Here is a 22,600-nt window from a genome sequence, read left to right as displayed (position 1 = left end):
AGCTAAATCTTTTACTATCCAACTGCTAAGTGATCCGAGAGCTGAAATCCGAAGAGTCGGGAAATGATTAACCCCTTATATCAAGTCTGGTTGAATACCCATCAATTTTGGGGGGCGCGGGGAGCTTGGGGAGGGTGGGAAGTGTGGGGAGATGGCCAGATGGCCAGATGGCCAGATGGGGGAGATTTTTATTAAGGGTAATTATCCTGACATGATATTACCGGCAACAGACGGGTCGGAAAGTCCGGTTCTAAACCAGAGGTGCCCGATGGTATACTCTGGACTCTTTCCCCTCTTCCCCCTCCTGATTGTGAATCGTGATATCTTTGAACGCAACTTGATATCAAGGCTGGTGATTGGAAAAAAAATTGGCTGAAGAATAGTTTGGTCAACTGGGGTAGAGTTTTTTTTCTGAACCAATGAATTTAATTGATTGGCTAAACTATCCAGATTTAACCAATAACTCTTGAATAACTGAACAGATAATTATTATAAACCATAATTCTAGATTTAAAATCTCACCATAACCTGTAGATTATAGCAAAAAAATAGTATCAAATTATTCAAGCTTTAAAGAGTTGTAAACCATTGATATTTTAGCAATAAAACCTATATTATTACGTTTTATTAATGGCCATTACACTCTTTTAAAAAATACCTTAAATAAGTATAAATACCTCAGAGCTAAAACCTAGCAGGGCGCTATGGTAAAGCTATGATAATAATAAATTTTAAATTAATTTAAAATTTATTATTATATAATCGATTCGATAAAATAATTGATTGTTATTCCACAAGTTTAAACCAGAGTAACCATAGGGATTTTAGTGAGGAGATAGTTTTGAAACGGACTCAAAGATCAGATCAGAGATTACCCAGGGTGGTTTATACCCCTGAGAGTCAGATGAGGCATCCGCTTCAATTATTTCAAGAGATGGGGCGAGACTTGCTGGCTTCTAGAGAACTAGCTTGGCGACTTCTGGTCCGGGATATCAGTGCTCAATACCGCCAGTCATTGCTGGGAATTATCTGGGCTTTTATACCACCAATTGTGACGGCTGTTGGCTTTACTTTGGCTAAGAGTAACGGGGTGATTAATGTTGGTAGCACGGGCTTGCCCTATCCAGCTTATGTGATGTTTAGCATGACCCTGTGGCAGACTTTTGTGGAAACACTGAATGGTCCTGTCCAAGCGGTGACCGAGGCAAAGGCGATGTTGGCTAAAATTAATTTCCCCCGTGAAGCCATTATTCTTAGCAAACTGGGTCAAGTATTTTTTAACTTTGGTATCAAGCTGATTCTGATTGTGGGCTTGTTTATCTGGTTCAGGATGCCAGTAAGTTGGAGCGTGATTATAGCACCAGTGGCTTTCATTCATCTTGTCTTATTCGGAACATTTATTGGCTTGTTATTAGCCCCGATGGGAGCCTTGTATAAAGATTTTTCTATGGGTCTTACTTTGGCAACTGGATTTTGGTTGTTTCTGACTCCAGTTGTCTACCCAGTTCCTAGTGAGGGGGTATTTGGCGCTATTGTGAAATTGAATCCAGTCACTCCTTTGCTGGTGACAACACGAGAGTTGGCAACGACAGGTGTGATATCAGAACCTCTGGGATTTTGGGTTACGAGTGGGATTGCTGTTGTGGGATTGCTCCTAGCTTGGATTGTCTATCGTCTATCCATCCCTTTTGTAGTTGAGAGGATCAGTTCTTAATTATGATTAGTAGCACTGAGCGAGACGTTGCGGACAAATCCCAGGATAGTGAAGTCATTCTCTCGGTTAATGGGGTTTCTAAAAAGTTTTGTCGGGACTTGAAGCGGTCTTTATTATATGGGGTCCATGATATTGCCACTGAGTTAGTAGGATTGAGGCAGAAGGATGAGAAGCTGCGGAAAAAGGAGTTTTGGGCACTGAATGATGTCAGTATTCAATTGCGACGAGGAGAAGCTATTGGCTTAGTGGGGACAAATGGTAGTGGTAAATCGACATTGTTGCGGATTATTAGTGGTTTGATTAAGCCGGATGTTGGCTCTGTGGAAGTTAAAGGTCGGTTGGCACCATTGATTGCTTTGGGAGCAGGGTTTAATCCGATTTTGACAGGGCGGGAAAATATTTATGCCAATATGTCGATTTTGGGGTTGTCGAAGGAAGAAATTGATCAGCGGTTTGATCAAGTTCTAGAGTTTGCGGAAATTGGGGATGCGATTGATTCGCCGGTACAAACCTATAGTTCTGGAATGGCAGCAAGGTTAGGCTTCGCTAGTGCAATTCATACAGAACCAGATATTCTTCTGATTGATGAGGTGCTAGCAGTCGGCGATCTTCTGTTTAGGATGAAATGCTATAGAAAGCTGTCTGAATTACGTGATAAAGGTACAACGTTTGTTCTAGTAGCTCACAATCCTAATTCTATTCTATCTATTTGTGATTCAGCAATTTATCTTCAACGAGGAAAATTACTAGCAGTTGGTAAGGCGGCTGTGGTAATGCAAAAATATGATGAAGATTTGTTCCTAGATAACAAACAGGAATCACAGGGAGCTGTTTTCTTGAAAGAAAAATCACCAGAAGAAAGCACTGGTTTAGATATTATTGGCGTTTACTTTAGAGATGGACAAGGAAATAGGATTGAATATCCTATGAGTGGTCAACCTTTATACTTGTGTGTTAAGTGCAAAGCTCACACAGAAATTTCTCATGGCATCCTTTGTTTTCAGATTAGAGAAATTGCAGGAGAAGGGGAACCATTATTAAACCTCGATAGTCACCTAGACAACACAATATTAAAAATTTATAATGGACTAGTTGAACTTCAGTTAGAAATGCCTTATCTTGGATTAAGACCTGGTTCTTACTCTAGTAGAGTCTGGGTCAAAAAGCCACCTAAGTATATCTACGATCACGTACCATTAACCTTCAAAGTTAAAAGTAATTCATTAATGACACAATGTCAATTTTATCAACCTAGAAAATGGAAAGCATTACCCCAATAATTTTTTTTATAACCATTATCAAATATGTGGAACTTATTTAAGTTAATTCGTAATTTACGGAATAATTATAAAAAAAAAGTAATACAAAACTATTACCATAAAAACCTGGGAAATCTTGGGGAAGACTGTTATATAGGCAAAAGCGTAATCAAAAATAATTTAAGTAAATTATTTCTTGGAAATCGAGTCATTGTAGAAAATAATGTAACTCTTAAATGTAATTTGGAAGACTCTGCTATTCATATTGGCGATCGCTCAATTATCCGAAGTTCAGCAATGCTCATATCTGCACAGGGTAAGATAAAAATTGGTAGTGACTGTAGTGTCAACCCTTTCTGTTTTCTTTATGGTGCAGGTGACTTAGTTATAGGAAACTGGGTCAGAATCGCTACCCATACTGTAATTGTTACTTCAAACTATACCTTTGATGATCTTGATACGCCTATCGACCTTCAACCGTCTACTAAGAAAGGTGTCATTATAGAAGATGATGTTTGGATAGGAGCGGGAGTAAGAATCCTTGATGGTTGCAGAATAGGTAAAGGTTCTGTCATCGGTGCTGGGACAGTTTTAACCAAGAGTGTTGAGCCTTACTCCGTAGTTGTAGGAGTACCAGGCAAGGTTATTCGTAAACGTGGTGAACCTAAAGAGAGTAAACAGGATCAAGTTTTTTCCAAGACTAGTCAAAGTCACATAGATTTACCTAATCAAATTATTACTAATAAATAATTCCTAGCACTATTAGGAAAATTAGCCATGAAAAATCAAGAGCGTGTGCGAGTATTTATCGGATCTGGCGAAGCGAGTCTACTGGAGAGGAAAGTATCAATTTACTCTCTTCGTAAGCATAGCCATAGGGAACTGGATATTTATGTTTTCAATGGCACCCACAATGCTATTGAACTTAATGATGATCAGCCTTATATCGCTCCCATGTCCTTAAGAGTTAAATATCGGAATACAACTGAGTTTAGTCTCTACCGATATTTGATTCCACAGCTCTGTAACTATCAAGGTAAAGCTATTTATATTGACTCAGATACTATCTGTTTGACTGATATTGGTGAACTATTAGACACACCTTTGAATGGCTGTGATTTCCTGGCAAAAAGAGCTTATAGCAGTGAAGCTAAAGACCTTTGGGGCTTGAGCGTAATGCTGATCGATTGTCAAAAATGCAACTTTGATTTAGAAACCTACTACGACGAAATTGAGCAAGGTCTGTATTCTTACCCTGACCTTGCCCGTATGAGTCCTGCTTTTCTTGCTCATCACCATTACCAGATCGGAGAACTAGACCCCCTTTGGAATGTCTTTGATTACTATGACAAAGATACGAAGTTAATCCACTATACGAACCTCTACACTCAACCCTGGAAGTATACCAATCATCCCTATGGAGATCTATGGTTTCAGTACTTTAACGAAGCTAGGGATTGCGGTTATATAACCCAAAATGATATTGATTTAAGCCTTGTTCGTTCCTACGTCAGGCGTGATTTACTAGAGGGAAATTTCTCAACCATGGCTCGGGAAATAGCTTCTTTAAAAAGGGCGATTAAATCCGTTAAAAAAACTAGTTGGTTTTAAGTAAGCATTCAGCGGTCAGCGGTCAGCAGTCAGTGGTCAGCAGTCAGCGGTCAGCGGTCAGCTTTGTGGCACAGGCTTCTAGTTGCGTAGGGTGCGTGATAAGACGGGCTCGCCCCCATTTTAAGCCTCGTAGCCAGTGTTAGGTTGCTGCCCGTAACGCACCACCGGGTCAAACAGTATGCATTGAGATGCACCCGGTCATCTCAAAGTCGTGATGGAGTAATTGGAGATGAATAAAAAATTTATTGACTACGATTTATTACACTCATTAAACAAAGATTTTTTCAGATTAAAATATCCATTTCCATGGTTAAATTTAAATCATTTTATAACTTCAGAAGGATTTAAAGAATTAAATCATAATTTTCCTAATTTAAACTATTTTGAGAAGCACAAATCTATAAAGCGAGTTTATGATCAAAAACCCCATGACCGCTACTATCTTGCCTATGAAAAATCTAATTATCACTTGCATAAGCGCAAAAACAAAGGTATAGTTCAACTCAAACAATTACCTGAAAGCTGGCAGAGGTTTCTGGAAGAGTTAGAAACTAACTTGGACTATCAAAATTTTATCAAGTCCCTGTTTGAAGTTTATGATTTCCGAGTTCGTTATGCTTGGCATGTAGGAGTGACCAACTCTGAGGTTTCTCCTCACACAGATGATCCGAAGAAAATTGGTACTCATATTCTATATTTCAATACCAGTGAAGACTGGAATCCTGATTGGGGAGGCTCTACCCTGGTACTGGGTGGCAAACTAACTGACGCCATGAACCCAGATTTTACTGACTTCACAACCATTACACCAACTCAGTTTTTGGATAATTTTAGCTTTATCTTCAAAAACACTCCAAATGCTTGGCATGGTGTCAAACCCCTCACTTGTCCTCAAGGCAAATATCGCAGACTATTTAATATTATCTTTGAATTTTCAGGCCCTAAGCGCCAGCTGCCTCAGTCTGCATTACAATCTGACTCACCTGTTCCATGGCCTAAAAAACTGGTTAATAAAATAATTCATAATTTAGATGGTTAGCCAGTTAAATTATTAGCTATATTGCTTTTTTGCGGGATGTAATTTGATTAGAAAAAATCTATAAAAACCTATGCTTTCCCTAATGGAAAAAACTTGCTTTTCACAGGTTGTTGAAAGGCTAAAAATTGAAGCTGATGCAATTACTCTAGCTGCCAATCGACTTCAACCTCAGGAAGTTGAGCAAGCTGTTGAGCTTTTAGCTAATTGTCGAGGTAAGGTGGTATTGGTGGGAGTTGGCAAGTCAGGAATTGTAGGGCGTAAAATTGCTGCTACCTTGACGAGTACGGGGACTCTAGCAACCTATCTACATCCAGGGGATGCTATGCACGGTGACTTAGGGAGCGTCACCTCTTCAGATGTGGTTGTGACTTTGAGCAACAGTGGTGAAACCGATGAGCTTGTGGCTGTAATGCCTTACCTCAAGCGTCGGCAATTACCGATTATTGCGATTGTGGGCAACCTGAACTCTACTCTTGCTCGCAATGCAGATGTTGTGCTTGATGCTTCCGTTGATCAAGAAGTGTGTCCTTTTAATCTTGCTCCAACTACCAGCACAACGGTTGCTCTGGCAATTGGAGATGCTTTGGCAATGACACTAATGCCACTTAAGGGGCTAACGCCAGAAGATTTTGCTCTGAATCATCCGGCAGGACGTTTGGGTAAGCGCCTGACTTTGAGAGTCGCAGACTTAATGCACAAAGACCAAGACAACCCTGTGATTTCCCCTCAAGCCAGCTGGATTGAAATTGTTGGTGCTATCACTAAAGGCAGTTTGGGAGCAGTCAATGTAGTTGACGATAAGGGTGAACTTTTCGGAATTATTACTGACGGTGATTTACGACGTTCGATTGCCAAAATCAAGCCAACGGAGCTAGAACACCTCAAGGCAGTAGCAATTATGACTCCCAATCCGGTAATGGTTCAACCTGACCAACTGGCTTACGATGCCTTACAGCTTATGGAAAATCGGACTTCTCAAATCTCCGTGTTGCCGGTGGTGGATAAACACAAACGCTGTATTGGCTTACTTCGACTCCATGACATTGCTCAAAGTGGTATACTTTGAGCAAGCTTGAAGAAGCATCTACCTACTCGTGTAATAGGAAATAAAAATTATTAGGAGTAGGTTATGAACTCTGTTCGCATCGAAGCAGAAGACTACAATACTGGTGGTCAAGGGGTAGCTTATTACGATCTTGACCCTGGCAACAATGGTGGAGAGTATCGCTTTGAGGATGTGGATATTTCTTACAGCGGCGATGTAGATGGCACACCGCTGGTGGGTTGGATTGAGTCAGGAGAATGGCTGAACTATGAGGTCACCATTCCCAGTTCCGGGACTTATCAACTCGAAGCTCGTGTGGCTTCTGCACTCAATGGCAATCATAGCTTCCAAGTCAGTCTAGACGGAGAACAGGCCAGTGTGAATTTGGGCAACACTGGTGGCTGGAGAACTTGGCAGACGATCGAGTCTTCCCAAGTGCTCAGCCTCAGTGCCGGGACTCATCAATTGCGCCTGGATGTACTGAGTGGGGGCTTCAACATCAACTACATTGATTTGATTCCGGTCTCACCATCTGTGACCCCAACTCCTGAGGTCGGCAACGGCAATAATGGTGGTACAGATAACAACACCTCTAATCAGGGCAACGGAATTGATACTATAACTGATGTTCAGGCAAGCGGCTCTACTGTTCGCATCGAAGCAGAAGACTACAATACTGGTGGTCAAGGGGTAGCTTATTACGATCTTGACCCTGGCAATAATGGTGGAGAGTATCGCTTTGAGGATGTGGATATTTCTTATAGCGGCGATGTAGATGGCACGCCGCTGGTGGGTTGGATTGAGTCAGGAGAATGGCTGACCTATGAGGTCACCATTCCCAGTTCCGGGACTTATCAACTCGAAGCTCGTGTGGCTTCTGCACTCAATGGCAATCATAGCTTCCAAGTCAGTCTAGACGGAGAACAGGCCAGTGTGAATTTGGGCAACACTGGTGGCTGGAGAACTTGGCAGACGATCGAGTCTTCCCAAGTGCTCAGCCTCAGTGCCGGGACTCATCAATTGCGCCTGGATGTACTGAGTGGGGGCTTCAACATCAACTACATTGATTTGATTCCGGTCTCACCATCTGTGACCCCAACTCCTGAGGTCGGCAACGGCAATAATGGTGGTACAGATAACAACACCTCTAATCAGGGCAACGGAATTGATACTATAACTGATGTTCAGGCAAGCGGCTCTACTGTTCGCATCGAAGCAGAAGACTACAATACTGGTGGTCAAGGGGTAGCTTATTACGATCTTGACCCTGGCAATAATGGTGGAGAGTATCGCTTTGAGGATGTGGATATTTCTTACAGCGGCGATGTAGATGGCACGCCGCTGGTGGGTTGGATTGAGTCAGGAGAATGGCTGACCTATGAGGTCACCATTCCCAGTTCCGGGACTTATCAACTCGAAGCTCGTGTGGCTTCTGCACTCAATGGCAATCATAGCTTCCAAGTCAGTCTAGACGGAGAACAGGCCAGTGTGAATTTGGGCAACACTGGTGGCTGGAGAACTTGGCAGACGATCGAGTCTTCCCAAGTGCTCAGCCTCAGTGCCGGGACTCATCAATTGCGCCTGGATGTACTGAGTGGGGGCTTCAACATCAACTACCTTGATTTGATTCCGGTCTCACCATCTGTGACCCCAACTCCTGAGGCTGAGCCTGAACTAGACCCACCAACTGTCAACTTCGGCAACGTAATTAATGGTGGTACAGGTAACAACACGTTTAATGGGGGCAACGGAATTGATACTATAACTTATGTTCAGGCAAACGGCTCTATCATTGCCAACCTGGAAACTGATATCGTCACTCACAAATTTGCCACTTCACCTGACACGCCGTTTAAGATTATGCCCCTAGGTGATTCCAACACCTTCGGCTTGCCTGGTCGGGATTGGGGAGATACAGCAGCTTACCGTGATGATTTGTGGAATTTATTAGTCGATGATAGTTTCAACATAGATTTTGTTGGCCCCCGGTCTACTGGACCCGATGGCTTTGATAAAGACAATGCGGGATTTGGGGGATGGAGAATTCGTGATATTGCCAATAATGTTAATGGTTGGTTAAACACTTATCAGCCAGATATGGTGCTGTTAATGATCGGCACCAATGACATACTCAAAGGTGACGATGTTAGCAATGCACCATTACGGCTTAGTAATCTGATTGATCAGATTACTAATCAGTTACCAAATACAGAGCTTTTGGTAAGCTCAATCCCACCACTTGGTACAAATCCAGAGCAACCGGACAGTGATTTTATTCCAACTCCAGCACAACAACAGCAGGGCATAGATTTTAATTTATCTATACCCGATATTGTCAGTGACAAGGTCGAGGAAGACAAAAACGTAACTTTTGTCGATGTTTACAGTGCCTTAGTGCCCAGTGATTTGCCAGATGGTGTTCACCCCAATGTAGAAGGTTATGGAAAGGTTGCTGATGTTTGGTACAACAGCATTCTGAATACTAATAGTGGTGAAGATACTCTTAATGATATTGAAAACATGATTGGCTCACCTTATGACGATATTTTAATAGGTGATGGAGATGTCAATATCATTAATGGTGGTGGTGGTAATGACCTACTAACTGGAGGTGCTAGTGACGACATATTTGTCTTAGCCCCAGGAGAGGGAACTAAGACCATTACTGATTTTGTAGTTGGTGAAGATTGGCTGGCACTATCTGGTGGTTTAAGGTGGGAGCAGCTGACAATCACTCAAGGTACTGGTTCCAATACCAATGATACCTGGATTATCAATGGTGGTGAACAGTTAGCTTTACTAAATCGGGTGCAAGCAACAACTATCACGTCTGATGCTTTCACCCTGGTTTAGTAGACTTAGCTATAGCATTTACAAATAGATCATAAGGCGTTGCTGAATTTAAGTATGAATTTATTTGTATTATTTGGCTACTGCCTCCTAAATCCCCATCTGTAAAAAATCGAAGCATCCGCTAATTCTCCCCAGTATTTGGCGGCGCGGGACTTTGAGAGTTTCCTTCCCCCCAGTATTGGGGGGTTAGGGGGGCGAAATCATACCCATAATCAGCAACTGCGGTCTCGGAATCATAATCAAGTCTTTGTTTTGGGTAAGAGATATTGGTAGATTTGAAAGCTATAAAGTATATTTTTCGATAATTTATTTTACGCCCAAACCTGTGGCAATACTCCAGTTATTTCTCGTCTTTACGAGAGTTAAAAAAAGCTACTGATAAATTTAATAACAGTCATTATATCACCCGTTAGGTAACTTAGTTTATGAATATTCTTGCCGTTATTCCTGCTCGCTATGATTCAACTCGTTTTCCTGGCAAACCCTTGGCAATGATTGGCGATCGCCCAATGGTGCAGAGGGTTTATGAAGCAGCTAAACGTTGTCCTGATTTCACTAAGGTGGTAGTTGCCACTGACTCTGAATTAGTTGCGGATTGTGTGGGGAAGTTTGGGGGAGAGGTAGAAATGACTAGCTCAGACCATGCTACTGGTACTGACCGGGTTGCAGAAGTAGCTCAACGTTATCCGGAAATGACGGCAATAGCCAATGTCCAAGGAGACCAACCTTTTGTTACTGCTCAGATGCTGACCCAGCTGGTAAGTCCCTATCTCAAAGGGGAGTTTCCTGCAATGACGACTCTTGCTTGTCCTCTGGATATGGCAACAAACTATCAAGACCCTAACTCAGTCAAGGTCGTATGCGATCGCAAAAGTCACGCCCTCTACTTTTCCCGCGCTCCCATTCCTTACTTCCGTAATTCTGGAGATGCACCTGTATTTCACCATCTCGGACTCTATGCTTTTGAGCGAGATTTCCTGAGCAAATATGCTCAACTGTCACCCACACTCCTAGAGGAGTGTGAAGGCTTAGAGCAGTTGCGAGTACTGGAACATGGATTTGCCATTCGGGTGTGTCTTACTGAAAGGGCAGTTTTGGAGATTAATACCCCTGAGGATTTAGTGCAGGCTCAAGCCTTGATTATGGCACCAACTGCATAGCACTCTAAAGGCTTTGGCTCAAAAAGTAGCTGATTCTATGACAACCTCTCAATTTGTGGCACTACCTTAATGATTAAGGAACTACGTATTATTTCTGGTCCTGTATCAATTTCTCAGTTCAATCTGAATCGATTAAGAGAAAATGACCCTCAACTATTAACTGCTTGCCCTAATCCACCGCCAGAGGCTGTAAAGGCAGGTAAAGCTATTCCCGTCCCAATGGGAGAATTCTCTATTGATATTATTTTAGATAAATTACCCAGTGATTTCTATCCTGATCTAGTGCAGATGTCTGCCAGGAATATGCACTTCATGCCGCGAGGACTTGATAAATTAACATGTCCAAAAGTCATGAAAATTGGGGATACTTTTCACTGGGGTGATGAGTCTCTAAGTGGCATGATTAGATACTGCCAAAGCTTTGACTGTGATTACCATTGGGTCTATCAGGGGGTTCAACATTTACATTTCTTTGTGGAAGCAGGTCTGAAAAATGTCTTCTGGTTACCAGGAACTCCTGTCATTGAGCACTATGTTCCTCAGAAGAAGGAAGCCAAATCCTACGATATTATTTTCCGAGGTTCTCAGTCATCACTGCACGTCTACCGCAGCAACCTACTAAAGTTCCTGCAGGATAATGGCGTCAAAATTGATATCAGTCGCAAACCATATGTTGAATCCTTAGAGGACTACAGTAAGTCCCGGATAGTATTGAATTGTGGTTTAAATGGAGATACAAATCGCCGGATTTTTGAAGTACTCATGGCAGGAGGTTTACTACTAACAGACCGTCTCAGTCCTCAGTCAGGTTTATTTTCTCTATTTGAAGAAGGGGTTCACCTAGAGTGCTATGATAGTGAAAATGAGCTGCTGGATAAGATTGAGTTTTATCTAAAGCATCCTGAGCAAGCAGAAAAAATTGCTATAGCAGGTCATCAAAAGCTGATAGATTGCTACAGTCAACAAGCAATACAGCAAAAGTTATACCGCTACATCTTACAGGGTGAGATTGAGCCGCCTTTCCGTTTAGAACATGACACACGGGTGCTGCACATTAATCAGCCGATAGACGAAAAAAAATTTGTCATTCGTTTAAAAATTTACGAGCTGATTCAAGAAATCCATCGGCTTAACTCTCAAATCAAACTTCTCTACTGGAAAGGTAGAAATAAAGAGCTACTGTCAGATTTAGCAGACTTGCCACGGTTAGATATTACTTATGCTAATACTACAGAAGCTTTAGCAGATGTCAAAACTTGGTGCTCCAAGGTTGAGGTTAAAGACCAGGTTCAGCTACAAAGTCTGCCTTTAGAGCTGACAGGGGGCAAACAATTTCAGATGGTAATGGTGGATTTGCCGGATAAGCTGCTATCTATCAAGGAGCTTCTGGTAGAGATTGAACCACAACTCCCTGAATCGGGATTTTTATTAGTGGTAGGAAAAGCTACAATTTTCACAAAAGTAATGTTAAGCATACTAGCAAGATGGTCTGGTTTATTACCGATCAGAATTTGTGCAGCTAATTCCCACCATCAGTTAGGAGTAGGAGCCTGTTTGGTTTACCAAAAACTGACTAGACCTTCTCAAGCTCACTTAGTAAAGTCTACACCAAAACTGTTTGTACCCAAGCTGAGTCTTAAGGCGAAGGTAAGTCAGGGATTGTCCTCCCTGCCATTAGTGAACTGGACAAAGACGTTAATCAGAAATTCATGATTAATTAAAAACTAATTCAATCCTGAATTAGTTAGATATAAAAGTATTATTTAAATAATAAAAAATTTAGTTGAAACCGTCAGTAAAAAAATCTAGTAATCATGAAATTAGACATAGCATCACATATTCCTTTATCCTTTGACGATATCGTTAATGAAATTACTAAATTTACAGATTTATCGGAGCAAGAAGTTAGACACAGAGTATGGATGGAAGGTATGAATCTGGGCTGGAATGTCCTACAGGATATACCTGTCTTCCAGGTAACACCCCACCACTATGACGAACATATGGAGCAACTCTACCGCGAGAGCTACGGATTTATCTTTGAAACCCTTGTTTTCTGGATAAACCCTGCTCGACAAAAATGGACTGAGTCAGCACTAAACCGAATCAGCTTATACACTGAAAAGTGGGGATTAGATCCTAAGCAAATCAAAATTCTCATGCTAGGTGACGGTAGCGGTAATGATTCTATTTCTTTAGTTAAAAATGGCTTCAATGTTAATTATTTTGATTTCCCAGGTAGCAAAACCTTCGACTTTACTACAAAACGGTTTGCTAATTATGGTTTATTAGATGAATCTATAACTCTTATAAGTGATTACAACCAATGTCTATCTAGTAAATATGACGTAGTCTTATCCTTTGAAGTGCTAGAGCATCTGAGTGATCCATTTGCTGCTATTGGAGATATACACTCCATGCTAAAACCAAATGGCATTGCACTGATCACCGAGGCATTTAGAAAGGTGAATCCTAATCTACCTACCCATCTAGCAGCAAATGCTAAATATGATGGGCTGACACCATTTATGTTTCTAAAGCAAGGCATGTTGTTGTCTTGGTATGATCGCAAAATGGGGGGGAAACCCATGGAATTTTTAAGATTAAACAATAATGTATCATTTATAACTAAACTTCTCAAGTTTATGGATCTGATCAAAGACAAAACCATCAGAGCAGGCTATTTCAAGGCTATCAGGCGAAATTACCAGAATGCTGTCAAGCAATTTATCAAAAAATGTATAGGTAAATAGGTTTTAATAAAGTATTTTTATACCTGTATACCTGTATATAGGTATAACATAAACCACAGTTAAATCTAGGTCATAAGGATACTATAATATAAAAAATATCAAATAATTTTTATTAAAAATAAATAATATATGATGAGATATATTATATGAATAAAATCATCAAATCCAGGTTGATAATTCCACCAAATTGGTTAAAATTACTGATTATATTTTTATTGATATTAGGAGTATTTTTTAGATTTTGTAATCTTGAAACAAGAGCTTATTGGCATGATGAGAGTTACACCTTACTAAGAATTTCTGGTTATACGGTACCGGAGGTAATTCAACAAGTATTTACGGGTCACATAATTGGAGTTGAAGAACTACGACAGTATCAAAGTGTTAATTATGAAAAAACATTTTTTGACACTATCAATGGGCTGGTGACAGAGGATCAACATCACCCGCCTATCTACTTTTTAATAGCACGGTTTTGGTTTCATTGGTTAGGTGATTCGGTAACCATAAACAGAAGCTTACCTGTCTTAATCAGCCTGTTGGCACTCCCTTGTATCTACTGGCTTTGTCTGGAACTTTTTAAGTCCTATTTGACAGCATGGATAGCGATGGGATTAGTAGCTATCTCTCCTTTCCATGTGTACTATTCACAAGAAATACGGGAGTACAGTTTGTGGGCAGTTACGACTTTACTAATGAGCGTGTCACTGCTGCGGGCAATGAGGTTAGGAACAAAATCTGCATGGGTGATTTATACAGTAACTACAATACTATCGCTCTATTCTGCTGTATTTTCTGTCTTTGTCTTATTTGGTCATGGAATTTACGTGGCTGTCAATGAGGGATTTCGGCTAAGTCAGAAAGCTGTTGCTTACTTATTAACATCATTTGTTTCAGTTGTGGCGTTCTCGCCCTGGCTTCTGGTGATTTTGACCCATCTGGACAAACTAAAGGAAGTAACAGCCTGGATGGATATGTCACTGCCGGTAAACACTTTAGTACAAAGTTGGATTTTCAATCTTCAATCCGTCTTTTTTCAAACCAAATTTTGGCTTCCAGGATCTCTGAAAACTTTGCTAGCCTTTGCTATGGCAATTCTAGTGGGGTACTCAATTTATGTTCTGTGCCGACACACCCCCAAGCAAATATGGCTATTTGTTGTCACCTTAATCATACCAATTTCACTGAGTCTAGCTCTTCCAGATTTAGTGTCTGGTGGAATACGTTCAACTAACGCTCGTTATTTCGTTCCGTCTTACTTAGGATGCCAACTCGCCGTTGCTTACTTTCTTTCTACTCAGTTCACTTCCACGAAAATAAAATTTTTGCAGCGGAAGCATTTGCGAATAATTACCATAACTCTCATGGCAGCAGGAGTTTTGTCTGGTGCTATTCAATCAGTGAGACCTAGTCGCAGTGATAATCAAAAAATCGCGGAGATTATTAATCGAGCAGATATGCCATTAGTAGTTAGCGGTGAAGCCTCCAAAAATGGCGGTGGTAGCTTTGGTGACATCATGGCATTGAGTCATTTACTAGATCCCAAGGTCAAACTTCAGCTAGTTATCGAGCCTAACCAACCTACTATTCCTGAGGAATTCCAGGATGTTTTTTTATATAAGACGCCAGAATCATTTAAGCATAAAATTGAGCAAAAATATAGGATAAATTATGCCTATAACAAACAATTTTTTTTATTACAAAAATAAAATAATTTCCAATAATATTGATATTTTTTTTATAAAATATATTTAATATATATCCGTTATTTATGTGATAGGTCAACAAAATAAACGATAATTGTATTGTTATACAATGGCGATTATAGGTTGCTTGTTATGTTCTCTAACTCAGAAGACGATATCGAAATTTCCGTTGTGATTCCTCTTTATAATGAAGAGTCCAACATTGATTACCTGTTTGAACGCCTTACGATAGGGCTAGACAATCTCAACATCAACTATGAGATTGTTTGTATCAACGATGGCAGCAAGGATAACACGCTAAAGTTATTGCTCCAGCACCATTACTCAAATCCTGTAATTAAGGTTATCAATCTATCTCGTAATTTTGGTAAAGAGGCTGCTCTAAGTGCTGGTATCGATTTTGCTAGTGGTGCAGCCATTATACCAATTGATGCAGATCTCCAAGATCCGCCTGAAATGATGGGGGAGATGATTAACAAATGGCGTGAGGGCTACGATGTTGTTTATGCAACACGCCGTTCTCGTCAGGGAGACACTTGGGCTAAGCGTTTTACTGCCAATTTTTTCTACCGAGTTATTGGTCAAATAAGCCATGTGCAAATTCCCTCCAATACTGGAGATTTTCGTTTGCTTGATCGGCGTGTAGTTGATGCTGTCAAGCAAATGCCAGAACGAACCCGTTTTATGAAAGGGATATTTGCTTGGGTTGGTTTTAAGCAAACTTCTATACTCTACGATCGCCCTCCACGTTATGATGGAATCACTAAGTGGAACTATTGGCGACTTTGGAATTTTGCCATTGATGGTATTACATCATTTAGTCTCCTGCCTTTAAAGGTTTGGAGTTATGTCGGTCTCATCCTTTCTATAGCTGGATTCCTCTATGCTGCTTTCCTAATAGTTCGTACGTTACTGTTTGGGATTGATCTTCCTGGCTACGCCTCATTAATGGTAGTCATACTTTTTTTAGGAGGAGTGCAATTGCTGACACTAGGTATAATTGGTGAATACATTGGTCGCATCTTTGAAGAATCGAAACAAAGACCGATTTATCTAGTTCGTGAACTCTACGGTTTACCAAAAAAATATTCACTAAATGATAATTGGATTTCCTCAAAAAAATAATATAAAAAAAATATGGTATGATTACGGTTTTATCTATGATAAAATTAACTGTTAAATTTACTATTACGGTAGATAAAAATAACTTTTTACCGGAGATAAATGTAATGACTGATTGGATAAGTAGGAGCGTTATTTGATGCTCAACTATAAGCGGTTTGTTGTCTTGCTCACATTTGTTTGTCTCTTTGCAACTGCTTTAGTGATGCATTTACTTGGAGGCATTGAGCCAGAGCAACTTCAGTCTTGGCTGAGACAGGCTGGGATCTGGGCACCAGTGATCTATATCATCTTTTATGTTGTAGCGACTGTGTTAATACTCCCTTCAACAGCACTTAATTTAACTGGAGGAGCCATCTTTGGTCCGTGGTTAGGTACACTCTGGACTAGTGTTGCTGCGGTAATTGCCGCAGTGGTATCCTTCGCTTATACCCGCACTGTCGGGCGTAAGCTAGTGGTTGAGAAGCTAGCTAAAAGTTGGCGGGCGATGGACACTGAAGTGGATCGCGGAGGGGTGTTATACATATTTGCGATTCGACTACTGCCAATCATTCCCTATGGTTTAGTCAATTTTGCTGCTGGTCTCACCTCAGTTAGCTTCAAGGACTATTTTCTGGGTACGGTTCTAGGCATCATTCCGGGTGTTTTCCCTTTTGTGTTAATAGGTAGCTCTGGTTTAAAGGCACTGAGAACAGGAGACATACTGCCACTGATTGCAGCATTAGGGTTGACAGGAGTTTTAGTCATGGGAGCTACCTGGTACCGAAGTCACCGAACCTAATCTTAAAAATTTGGTTGACAGCTCTAGCTTTAATTGATGGTACCTGTATATAGCAAATCTCATACCCATGAGGTACAAATCTCTGGGTTTTAGGGAGCAGGGAGCAGCTAATAGGCAATAGGCAATAGGCAATAGGCAATAGGCAATAGGCAATAGGCAATAGGCAATAGGCAATAGGCAATAGGCAATAGGCAATAGGCAATAGGCAATAGGCAATAGGTAAAAAATAATGTGTACCTCATAGCTATGATAAACGCTATATTATGTCAGATTATTTAACAATAATTTTTTTATACATTTAAAAAAATATGAAACTATCGGTTTTAATTAACAACTATAACTATCAGCATTATGTTAGTGATGCTATCGATAGTGTGCTCCAACAATCATTTCCCGTAGATGAGATTATTGTTGTCGATGATAAATCAACAGATAAATCTGCCAAAATCTTAAAAGAAAAATTTTCAGATCACGAAAAAGTCAAGCTGGTATTGAAAAATAAAAATGAGGGGCAGCTTTCAAGTTTTAATGCGGGATTTATTGCTTCTTGTGGAGAGATTATCTGTTTTCTTGATGCCGATGACCTTTATAAAGAAAATTACATTGCAGAAGTAGTAAAATTTTACCAAGAGCACCCAGAGTGTGATTTTCTGTTTTGTAGCGCTGAGGTATTTGGGAATGAAAAACGAATCGCCAGTTGCTACAACAATACAAGAGATTTGGGCTATTCCAGAATCGCCACTCTCTATAAAAAAGCATGGGTAGGTCATCGAACTTCGACAGTTTCGATGCGTAGACATGTACTCGAGAAGTTCCTACCGCTTCCCCAGCAAGAAGATTGGCGCATTCGTGCAGATGACTGCTTAGTTTTCGGAGCTTCAATAGTAGGAGCTAGAAAATTTTATCTAGCCAAACCTCTGGTAAGGTATAGAGCCCATGGTAACAACAATCACTATGGGCAGAAGCAAAAAAGAACGCCGGAATACCTAGATAAATATAAACAGGCTGTAGATCACTTGTTAGGATTCTTAGCCGAAAAGATGAGCTATCCAAGTAACCTATATGAACAGGCCCATATCGAATTTAGGACAATTCCGAAACCGAATGAACAAGAATTTAACATCTACGAATCTATTATTGATAAATCTGAGCTTCTTGTCTTGAATAAGCTTTCCAGATTTTTGTCTATTTACATCCACTTTATCAGCAGAGGCGGATTCCTATCCCTAGTCAGGATAAAATTACTTTGGCTAAGGAACAAGATCCAACGATTTGCACTGAGGTTATATAGACTCCCTCAATCCAAGACCAATACCACTGCCTAAATCAGTGGAGTTCAGTTAAACCTGGAGTACCGCTCCGAATGATAAAACCGTGAACAAAGGGACTTGCCTGTAAAAAAAATATCAATTAAAACTATCAATTAAAGTAGAGTGGGCAAAATCATCTAATCTAGAATACTCAAAAGAAGCCAACTTTTTTTGCCCACCCTACAAGCTGGAGTACCGATCAGAATGAGAGGACCATGAACAAATTTAGGAAACTCCAAGATGTTATTTAACTCATTTATTTTTGTCCTTTTCTTCATCATTGTCTACACGCTTTACCTGTTTTTAAATAGGAACTATAAAGCCCAGAACATTCTGCTGCTGATTGCTAGCTATGTGTTCTACGGATGGTGGGATTGGCGGTTTCTCTCGCTCCTAGCTCTCTCCACGGTTGTTGATTTTACAGTAGGAAAACAGCTCCAAGACATCAAAGAAGAGCGAAAACGAAAACTACTCCTGTGTATCTCTTTAATTTTTAATCTTTCCCTACTGGGTTTCTTCAAATATTTTAACTTTTTCGCAGAAAGTTTCAGCAGTTTGCTTAAACTTGTTGGACTTCAGGTTGACTGGGTTACCTTAACTATCCTGCTGCCTGTAGGGATTTCTTTCTACACTTTCCAAACGATGAGTTACACCATCGACATCTACCGAGGAAAGTTGAAGCCGATTAGTAATTTCCTGGATTTTGCACTTTTTGTTTCCTTTTTTCCCCAGTTGGTGGCAGGCCCGATCGAACGAGCAACTACGCTAATACCCCAAATCATATTACCACGTAATCTCAATATAGAACAAATTAATGCGGGGATATTACTAATTATTTGGGGGTATTTTAAAAAGGTAGTAATTGCTGATAATATGGCGACTATCGCCAATCCAATATTCAATAACTACACCCAATATCAGGGGTTGGATGTCCTGATCGGTATTCTGGCTTTTACCGTGCAAATCTACGGAGATTTCTCTGGTTACTCTGACATTGCGCGAGGAATTTCCAAGCTGATGGGCTTTGAGTTGATGGTGAATTTCAAGCTACCCTATTTTGCTCTCAATCCCAGTGATTTTTGGTTACGATGGCATATTTCTCTATCTACTTGGTTACGAGATTATCTTTATATTCCCTTAGGTGGTAACCGCCAGGGTAGTTTAAACACCTACCGTAACTTGTTTTTAACAATGCTTCTGGGCGGTCTTTGGCATGGAGCTGCCTGGAACTTTGTGATCTGGGGTGCATTTCACGGGCTGATTCTGATCATCTACCGCATCTTTGATAAGAATCCAGAACATCAAGATCCTTGGAGCGGTAAGTATTCCTATCTAAGGATCTTGGGCAAAATGTTGTTGATGTTTATCCTGACTAACATTGGCTGGGTAATCTTCCGTTCCAGTTCAGCCGATCAAATCTATTACATGCTTACCAGAGTGGGGGTGGGTAGATCAGATCAGAGTTTACTCTTGGGATATGACTTAGTGTTTTTCTGCTTGCCATTGGTCATGGTTCAGATCTATCAGTATGTGACCCGTGACCTGCTTATCCTAACAAAGCTAAACTATTGGTGTCGGGTTCCGGTCTACAGTTTCTTGATTATCTGGATTTGTGTTTTCGGTGTTCGCACATCTGGAGAATTCATCTACTTCCAATTCTGATTTTGATTAATGACGAGAGTAAAGAGTTAAGGAAAAACATGGCACAACGCGCCAATCAACAGCTACCAGAAGAAATTATTGGCTCAGCCAACCGTCGAGGAGTCTTGCTATCTCTATTGGGAACTCTGATACTTGTTATTTTGTGCAATTTTGCAGCTAAATGGTATCTGAATGACCATCGACCTAATCGAGGCTATTGGTTGGTCAAGGAAAAATGGGAAATGTTACTGGGCTTGAAGCAACCTGTTGACTGGCTCATCCTAGGAGATTCCAGTTGTAACCAGGGGGTAGTTCCAAGTATTCTCAACGAGAGACTCGATGTTACCTCAATCAATCTCTGCACTATCGGCAACATGTTGAGCCTCAACGATGCCTGGATGCTAGAAAAATATATACAGCAATCTGGAGCTCCAAAAAATGTTCTGATCGTGCATGTCTACGATGTTTGGCATCGCGGAATTAACTTTCCGTTACTAGCGAGAGTTCCTTTGAGTTGGGGATACTGGCAGGAGCTTGAACCACCACTAAAGATTCGTTTACGCGGTCCGGGTATTTTATTTATCGAGCGATATTTTCCCCTCTATTCTGAAAACAAGAGTCTTTCGTTATGGTTCAGGTTTCCTCTGGATACGTTCAAGGAAGTCAGAAGCTACAATATAGAAGAAGATGGGTTCATGGTTTGGGAAAAACCCAACCCTAGTTATGTAGAAGCACAGAAGGAGTCGCATATCAATTTTGCCAGAAACAATCAATTTAATCTTTCGCCCTACAACCGTCAAGCTTTGGAACGAATAGTGGCACTGGCGGAAGAGTATGGTTTTAATGTTTACTTAGCCAACAGCCCAATGTATGAAGGTCTTTATGAGCATGAGGATTTTCAAGCCTATTTTAATCAACTTCAAGAAACTCTCGGTGCCTATGCTGCCAAGAGTGAACGAGTACACTACATTTTCCGAGAGCCAATGACCTTTCCCAAGGAGCAGATGGAAAATGCCGATCATCTGGTTTACTCTGCTGCCAAGGTCTACACTAATGAACTTGTGTCAGAAATTCTGTCCTTACAGTCGCAAACCACAACAAGTAATCATGATCAGATAAACGTTGTTGAGTAATTTAAATAGTCGGACACAATTAAATTTATAGCGCTACGGGCAGGCAAGAGGCAATAGGCAAGCTATAGCAGAAGTCAGAAGTCAGAAGTCAGAAGTCAGAAGTCAAACTCTTGCGCTTACTTAGGTTTGAGACTTTTGTCATGTCCTAACTGCCCTGGCGACTGCTATAGCAATAGGCAAGAGGCAATAGGCAAGCTAGCAATAGGCAAGAGGCAATAGGCAAGCTAGCAATAGAGAATGCCGATCGCTATTGACATTATTTTTTGGTCATAACTCCCAAACTAGTCTATAAAAAAATTGTAATTATAGTGTAATTATTCAGATAATATAACATTTTTATCTTGGAGGATACATTTGTGTCTATACCTATCATCACTCTTCACCGGGGAAATTCTCTTCACTTACTCTATAGTTTAGCTCAAGCTAAACAAACTAATCCTAAATCGGACATTTTTTTAATTGGAGATGAGAGTAACCAGTGGATTAATTTCGTGAATCATGAAAATATTAAAGATTATTATAGTAGTGCTAAAAAATTTGAAGATGTGTATGGGGATAATCACCTGAGTCGGAATAATTATAGTTATGAGTTATTTTGTTTTCAGAGATGGTTAATTCTCAAAGATTTTATGATAAAAAATAAATTAAAAAAATGTGTCCATATAGATTCTGATTTGATGATTTATACTAACCTTTCAGAAGAGCAAGTAAAATTTGAAGCTTTTGATTTTACTTTATCTAAAAAAGGGTCTGGACACAACTCGTTTATTAAACTTAAGGGATTAGAAGACTTTTGTGAACTTTTAATGCATTTCTACACAACTTCATCAACCCTAGAAATCCTAAGATCATTATTGGCAGAGAAGCGGAATAATGGTGAGACCAGGGGTGGTATATGTGATATGACTTTACTGAATCAGTACTATCAGAGAAATGCTGATAAAATTGGCTTGACATCTGATATTATTAATGATTCCGTCTATGATGCTAATGTAAATATTTCAGACGGATTTGAAATGTGTAATGGAATGAAAAAAATTTATTGGATAGATAGTCATCCATTTTGTAGACATGTGGAGTATGGAAAGGAAATAAAATTTAATTCTATCCATTTTAAAGGTCATGCTAAAAAGTACATAAATGAGTTTTATCGTGGGGATAAAAAACTGATTTTATATAATCAATTTTATCGAAAAATGAAAGCAGGATTGACCAAGATTATTAATTAGATATAGCGGTTTATATCCTAATGAGGTACACAGGATTTTTTCCCTGTTCCCTGTTCCCTCCAGGGACTCTGTACCTCACCAAATTGAAAAGCGCTATATATACTTATTAATATCAATCATATCTATAGCGTTTTTCTAGATAAAAAAATATCACATACATCTTGTAACCTTTATATTACAATAATTGTGATATTTTTAATTCAACCGATAATACCCTACAACTGTTACTGGACATGAGATAAAT

The 22,600-nt window shown here is 40.1% G+C and carries 19 protein-coding genes; 18 read left to right on the top strand and 1 reads right to left on the bottom strand.

The features are described 5' to 3' along the window. Nucleotides 1–151 precede the first annotated feature (151 nt). The 14 genes from LYNGBM3L_RS46940 (at nt 152) to LYNGBM3L_RS03730 (ending at nt 17,043) form a co-directional block, all read left to right on the top strand. Nucleotides 152–376 (top strand): hypothetical protein, encoded by a 225-nt coding sequence (locus tag LYNGBM3L_RS46940; protein WP_229414283.1) that lies wholly within the window; start codon nt 152–154, stop codon nt 374–376. Nucleotides 377–904: 528 nt separating this feature from the next. Continuing rightward, nucleotides 905–1,714 (top strand): ABC transporter permease, encoded by an 810-nt coding sequence (locus LYNGBM3L_RS03790; protein WP_081431980.1) that lies wholly within the window; start codon nt 905–907, stop codon nt 1,712–1,714. A 2-nt stretch (nt 1,715–1,716) separates the two neighbouring features. Beyond that, nucleotides 1,717–2,994: an ABC transporter ATP-binding protein gene (locus LYNGBM3L_RS03785; RefSeq protein WP_008179284.1), complete on the top strand. Its 1,278-nt coding sequence runs from the start codon at nt 1,717–1,719 to the stop codon at nt 2,992–2,994. 24 nt (nt 2,995–3,018) lie between these two features. Next, nucleotides 3,019–3,723, top strand: a complete 705-nt coding sequence (locus LYNGBM3L_RS34625; protein ID WP_008179282.1) for an acyltransferase — start codon at nt 3,019–3,021, stop codon at nt 3,721–3,723. Nucleotides 3,724–3,750: 27 nt separating this feature from the next. Continuing rightward, complete coding sequence (locus LYNGBM3L_RS03775; RefSeq protein WP_008179279.1) at nt 3,751–4,584, top strand: glycosyltransferase; 834 nt, start codon at nt 3,751–3,753, stop codon at nt 4,582–4,584. Between the two features lie 229 nt (nt 4,585–4,813). Continuing rightward, a complete protein-coding gene (locus LYNGBM3L_RS03770) occupies nt 4,814–5,623 on the top strand; it encodes a hypothetical protein (protein ID WP_008179278.1) in 810 nt (269 codons plus the stop codon). Nucleotides 5,624–5,693: 70 nt separating this feature from the next. Continuing rightward, entirely contained in the window at nt 5,694–6,689 is a 996-nt protein-coding gene (locus tag LYNGBM3L_RS03765) for a KpsF/GutQ family sugar-phosphate isomerase (RefSeq protein WP_044492175.1), read from the top strand. Between the two features lie 63 nt (nt 6,690–6,752). Beyond that, nucleotides 6,753–9,521, top strand: coding sequence for a carbohydrate-binding protein (locus tag LYNGBM3L_RS03760; RefSeq protein WP_008179276.1), 2,769 nt, complete (start codon nt 6,753–6,755; stop codon nt 9,519–9,521). Between the two features lie 425 nt (nt 9,522–9,946). After that, nucleotides 9,947–10,681, top strand: coding sequence for a 3-deoxy-manno-octulosonate cytidylyltransferase (gene kdsB, locus LYNGBM3L_RS03755; protein WP_008179275.1), 735 nt, complete (start codon nt 9,947–9,949; stop codon nt 10,679–10,681). Between the two features lie 69 nt (nt 10,682–10,750). After that, complete coding sequence (locus LYNGBM3L_RS03750) at nt 10,751–12,394, top strand: glycosyltransferase family protein (RefSeq protein WP_008179274.1); 1,644 nt, start codon at nt 10,751–10,753, stop codon at nt 12,392–12,394. Nucleotides 12,395–12,495: 101 nt separating this feature from the next. Beyond that, the gene (locus tag LYNGBM3L_RS03745; RefSeq protein WP_008179273.1) at nt 12,496–13,434 is read left to right on the top strand and encodes a class I SAM-dependent methyltransferase; all 939 of its coding nucleotides are present in this window, start codon (nt 12,496–12,498) and stop codon (nt 13,432–13,434) included. Nucleotides 13,435–13,580: 146 nt separating this feature from the next. Continuing rightward, nucleotides 13,581–15,143, top strand: a complete 1,563-nt coding sequence (locus LYNGBM3L_RS03740; protein ID WP_008179272.1) for a glycosyltransferase family 39 protein — start codon at nt 13,581–13,583, stop codon at nt 15,141–15,143. A gap of 129 nt (nt 15,144–15,272) precedes the next feature. Then, a complete protein-coding gene (locus LYNGBM3L_RS03735; protein WP_008179271.1) occupies nt 15,273–16,265 on the top strand; it encodes a glycosyltransferase family 2 protein in 993 nt (330 codons plus the stop codon). A 136-nt stretch (nt 16,266–16,401) separates the two neighbouring features. Then, on the top strand, nt 16,402–17,043 hold the full coding sequence (locus LYNGBM3L_RS03730) for a TVP38/TMEM64 family protein (RefSeq protein ID WP_008179269.1): 642 nt from the start codon (nt 16,402–16,404) through the stop codon (nt 17,041–17,043). A gap of 107 nt (nt 17,044–17,150) precedes the next feature. On the opposite strand, the gene LYNGBM3L_RS48350 is transcribed toward LYNGBM3L_RS03730, so the two are convergent. After that, entirely contained in the window at nt 17,151–17,285 is a 135-nt protein-coding gene (locus tag LYNGBM3L_RS48350; protein ID WP_267871981.1) for a hypothetical protein, read from the bottom strand. A 66-nt stretch (nt 17,286–17,351) separates the two neighbouring features. Here LYNGBM3L_RS48350 and LYNGBM3L_RS03725 point away from each other — a divergent pair, with 66 nt between their 5' ends. From LYNGBM3L_RS03725 to LYNGBM3L_RS03710, 4 genes are all read left to right on the top strand, one after another. Further along, complete coding sequence (locus LYNGBM3L_RS03725) at nt 17,352–18,368, top strand: glycosyltransferase family 2 protein (RefSeq protein ID WP_008179267.1); 1,017 nt, start codon at nt 17,352–17,354, stop codon at nt 18,366–18,368. Between the two features lie 225 nt (nt 18,369–18,593). Next, nucleotides 18,594–20,015 carry an MBOAT family O-acyltransferase gene (locus LYNGBM3L_RS03720; RefSeq protein ID WP_008179266.1) on the top strand — a complete coding sequence of 474 codons (1,422 nt, stop codon included), beginning with the start codon at nt 18,594–18,596 and terminating at the stop codon, nt 20,013–20,015. A 38-nt stretch (nt 20,016–20,053) separates the two neighbouring features. After that, nucleotides 20,054–21,127: a hypothetical protein gene (locus tag LYNGBM3L_RS03715; RefSeq protein WP_008179265.1), complete on the top strand. Its 1,074-nt coding sequence runs from the start codon at nt 20,054–20,056 to the stop codon at nt 21,125–21,127. A gap of 356 nt (nt 21,128–21,483) precedes the next feature. Then, on the top strand, nt 21,484–22,356 hold the full coding sequence (locus LYNGBM3L_RS03710; RefSeq protein ID WP_008179264.1) for a hypothetical protein: 873 nt from the start codon (nt 21,484–21,486) through the stop codon (nt 22,354–22,356). Nucleotides 22,357–22,600 lie beyond the last annotated feature (244 nt).

It is taken from the genome of Moorena producens 3L, assembly GCF_000211815.1.
Classification (GTDB): domain Bacteria; phylum Cyanobacteriota; class Cyanobacteriia; order Cyanobacteriales; family Coleofasciculaceae; genus Moorena; species Moorena producens.
Note: the sequence above shows the minus strand (reverse complement) of the source record. Positions and strands in the feature narration are given on the sequence as shown.

Excerpts from the sequence above, each read along its gene's own strand:
- LYNGBM3L_RS03790 (WP_081431980.1), top strand. The coding sequence starts at position 905 with ATGAGGCATCCGCTTCAATTATTTCAAGAGATGGGGCGAGACTTGCTG.
- LYNGBM3L_RS03720 (WP_008179266.1), top strand. The coding sequence starts at position 18,594 with ATGTTATTTAACTCATTTATTTTTGTCCTTTTCTTCATCATTGTCTAC.
- LYNGBM3L_RS03745 (WP_008179273.1), top strand. The coding sequence starts at position 12,496 with ATGAAATTAGACATAGCATCACATATTCCTTTATCCTTTGACGATATC.
- LYNGBM3L_RS34625 (WP_008179282.1), top strand. The coding sequence starts at position 3,019 with ATGTGGAACTTATTTAAGTTAATTCGTAATTTACGGAATAATTATAAA.
- LYNGBM3L_RS46940 (WP_229414283.1), top strand. The coding sequence starts at position 152 with ATGGCCAGATGGCCAGATGGCCAGATGGGGGAGATTTTTATTAAGGGT.
- LYNGBM3L_RS03770 (WP_008179278.1), top strand. The coding sequence starts at position 4,814 with ATGAATAAAAAATTTATTGACTACGATTTATTACACTCATTAAACAAA.
- kdsB (WP_008179275.1), top strand. The coding sequence starts at position 9,947 with ATGAATATTCTTGCCGTTATTCCTGCTCGCTATGATTCAACTCGTTTT.
- LYNGBM3L_RS03735 (WP_008179271.1), top strand. The coding sequence starts at position 15,273 with ATGTTCTCTAACTCAGAAGACGATATCGAAATTTCCGTTGTGATTCCT.
- LYNGBM3L_RS03740 (WP_008179272.1), top strand. The coding sequence starts at position 13,581 with ATGAATAAAATCATCAAATCCAGGTTGATAATTCCACCAAATTGGTTA.
- LYNGBM3L_RS03730 (WP_008179269.1), top strand. The coding sequence starts at position 16,402 with ATGCTCAACTATAAGCGGTTTGTTGTCTTGCTCACATTTGTTTGTCTC.
- LYNGBM3L_RS48350 (WP_267871981.1), bottom strand. The coding sequence starts at position 17,285 with ATGAGGTACACATTATTTTTTACCTATTGCCTATTGCCTATTGCCTAT.
- LYNGBM3L_RS03715 (WP_008179265.1), top strand. The coding sequence starts at position 20,054 with ATGGCACAACGCGCCAATCAACAGCTACCAGAAGAAATTATTGGCTCA.
- LYNGBM3L_RS03725 (WP_008179267.1), top strand. The coding sequence starts at position 17,352 with ATGAAACTATCGGTTTTAATTAACAACTATAACTATCAGCATTATGTT.
- LYNGBM3L_RS03765 (WP_044492175.1), top strand. The coding sequence starts at position 5,694 with ATGCTTTCCCTAATGGAAAAAACTTGCTTTTCACAGGTTGTTGAAAGG.
- LYNGBM3L_RS03760 (WP_008179276.1), top strand. The coding sequence starts at position 6,753 with ATGAACTCTGTTCGCATCGAAGCAGAAGACTACAATACTGGTGGTCAA.
- LYNGBM3L_RS03785 (WP_008179284.1), top strand. The coding sequence starts at position 1,717 with ATGATTAGTAGCACTGAGCGAGACGTTGCGGACAAATCCCAGGATAGT.
- LYNGBM3L_RS03750 (WP_008179274.1), top strand. The coding sequence starts at position 10,751 with ATGATTAAGGAACTACGTATTATTTCTGGTCCTGTATCAATTTCTCAG.
- LYNGBM3L_RS03775 (WP_008179279.1), top strand. The coding sequence starts at position 3,751 with ATGAAAAATCAAGAGCGTGTGCGAGTATTTATCGGATCTGGCGAAGCG.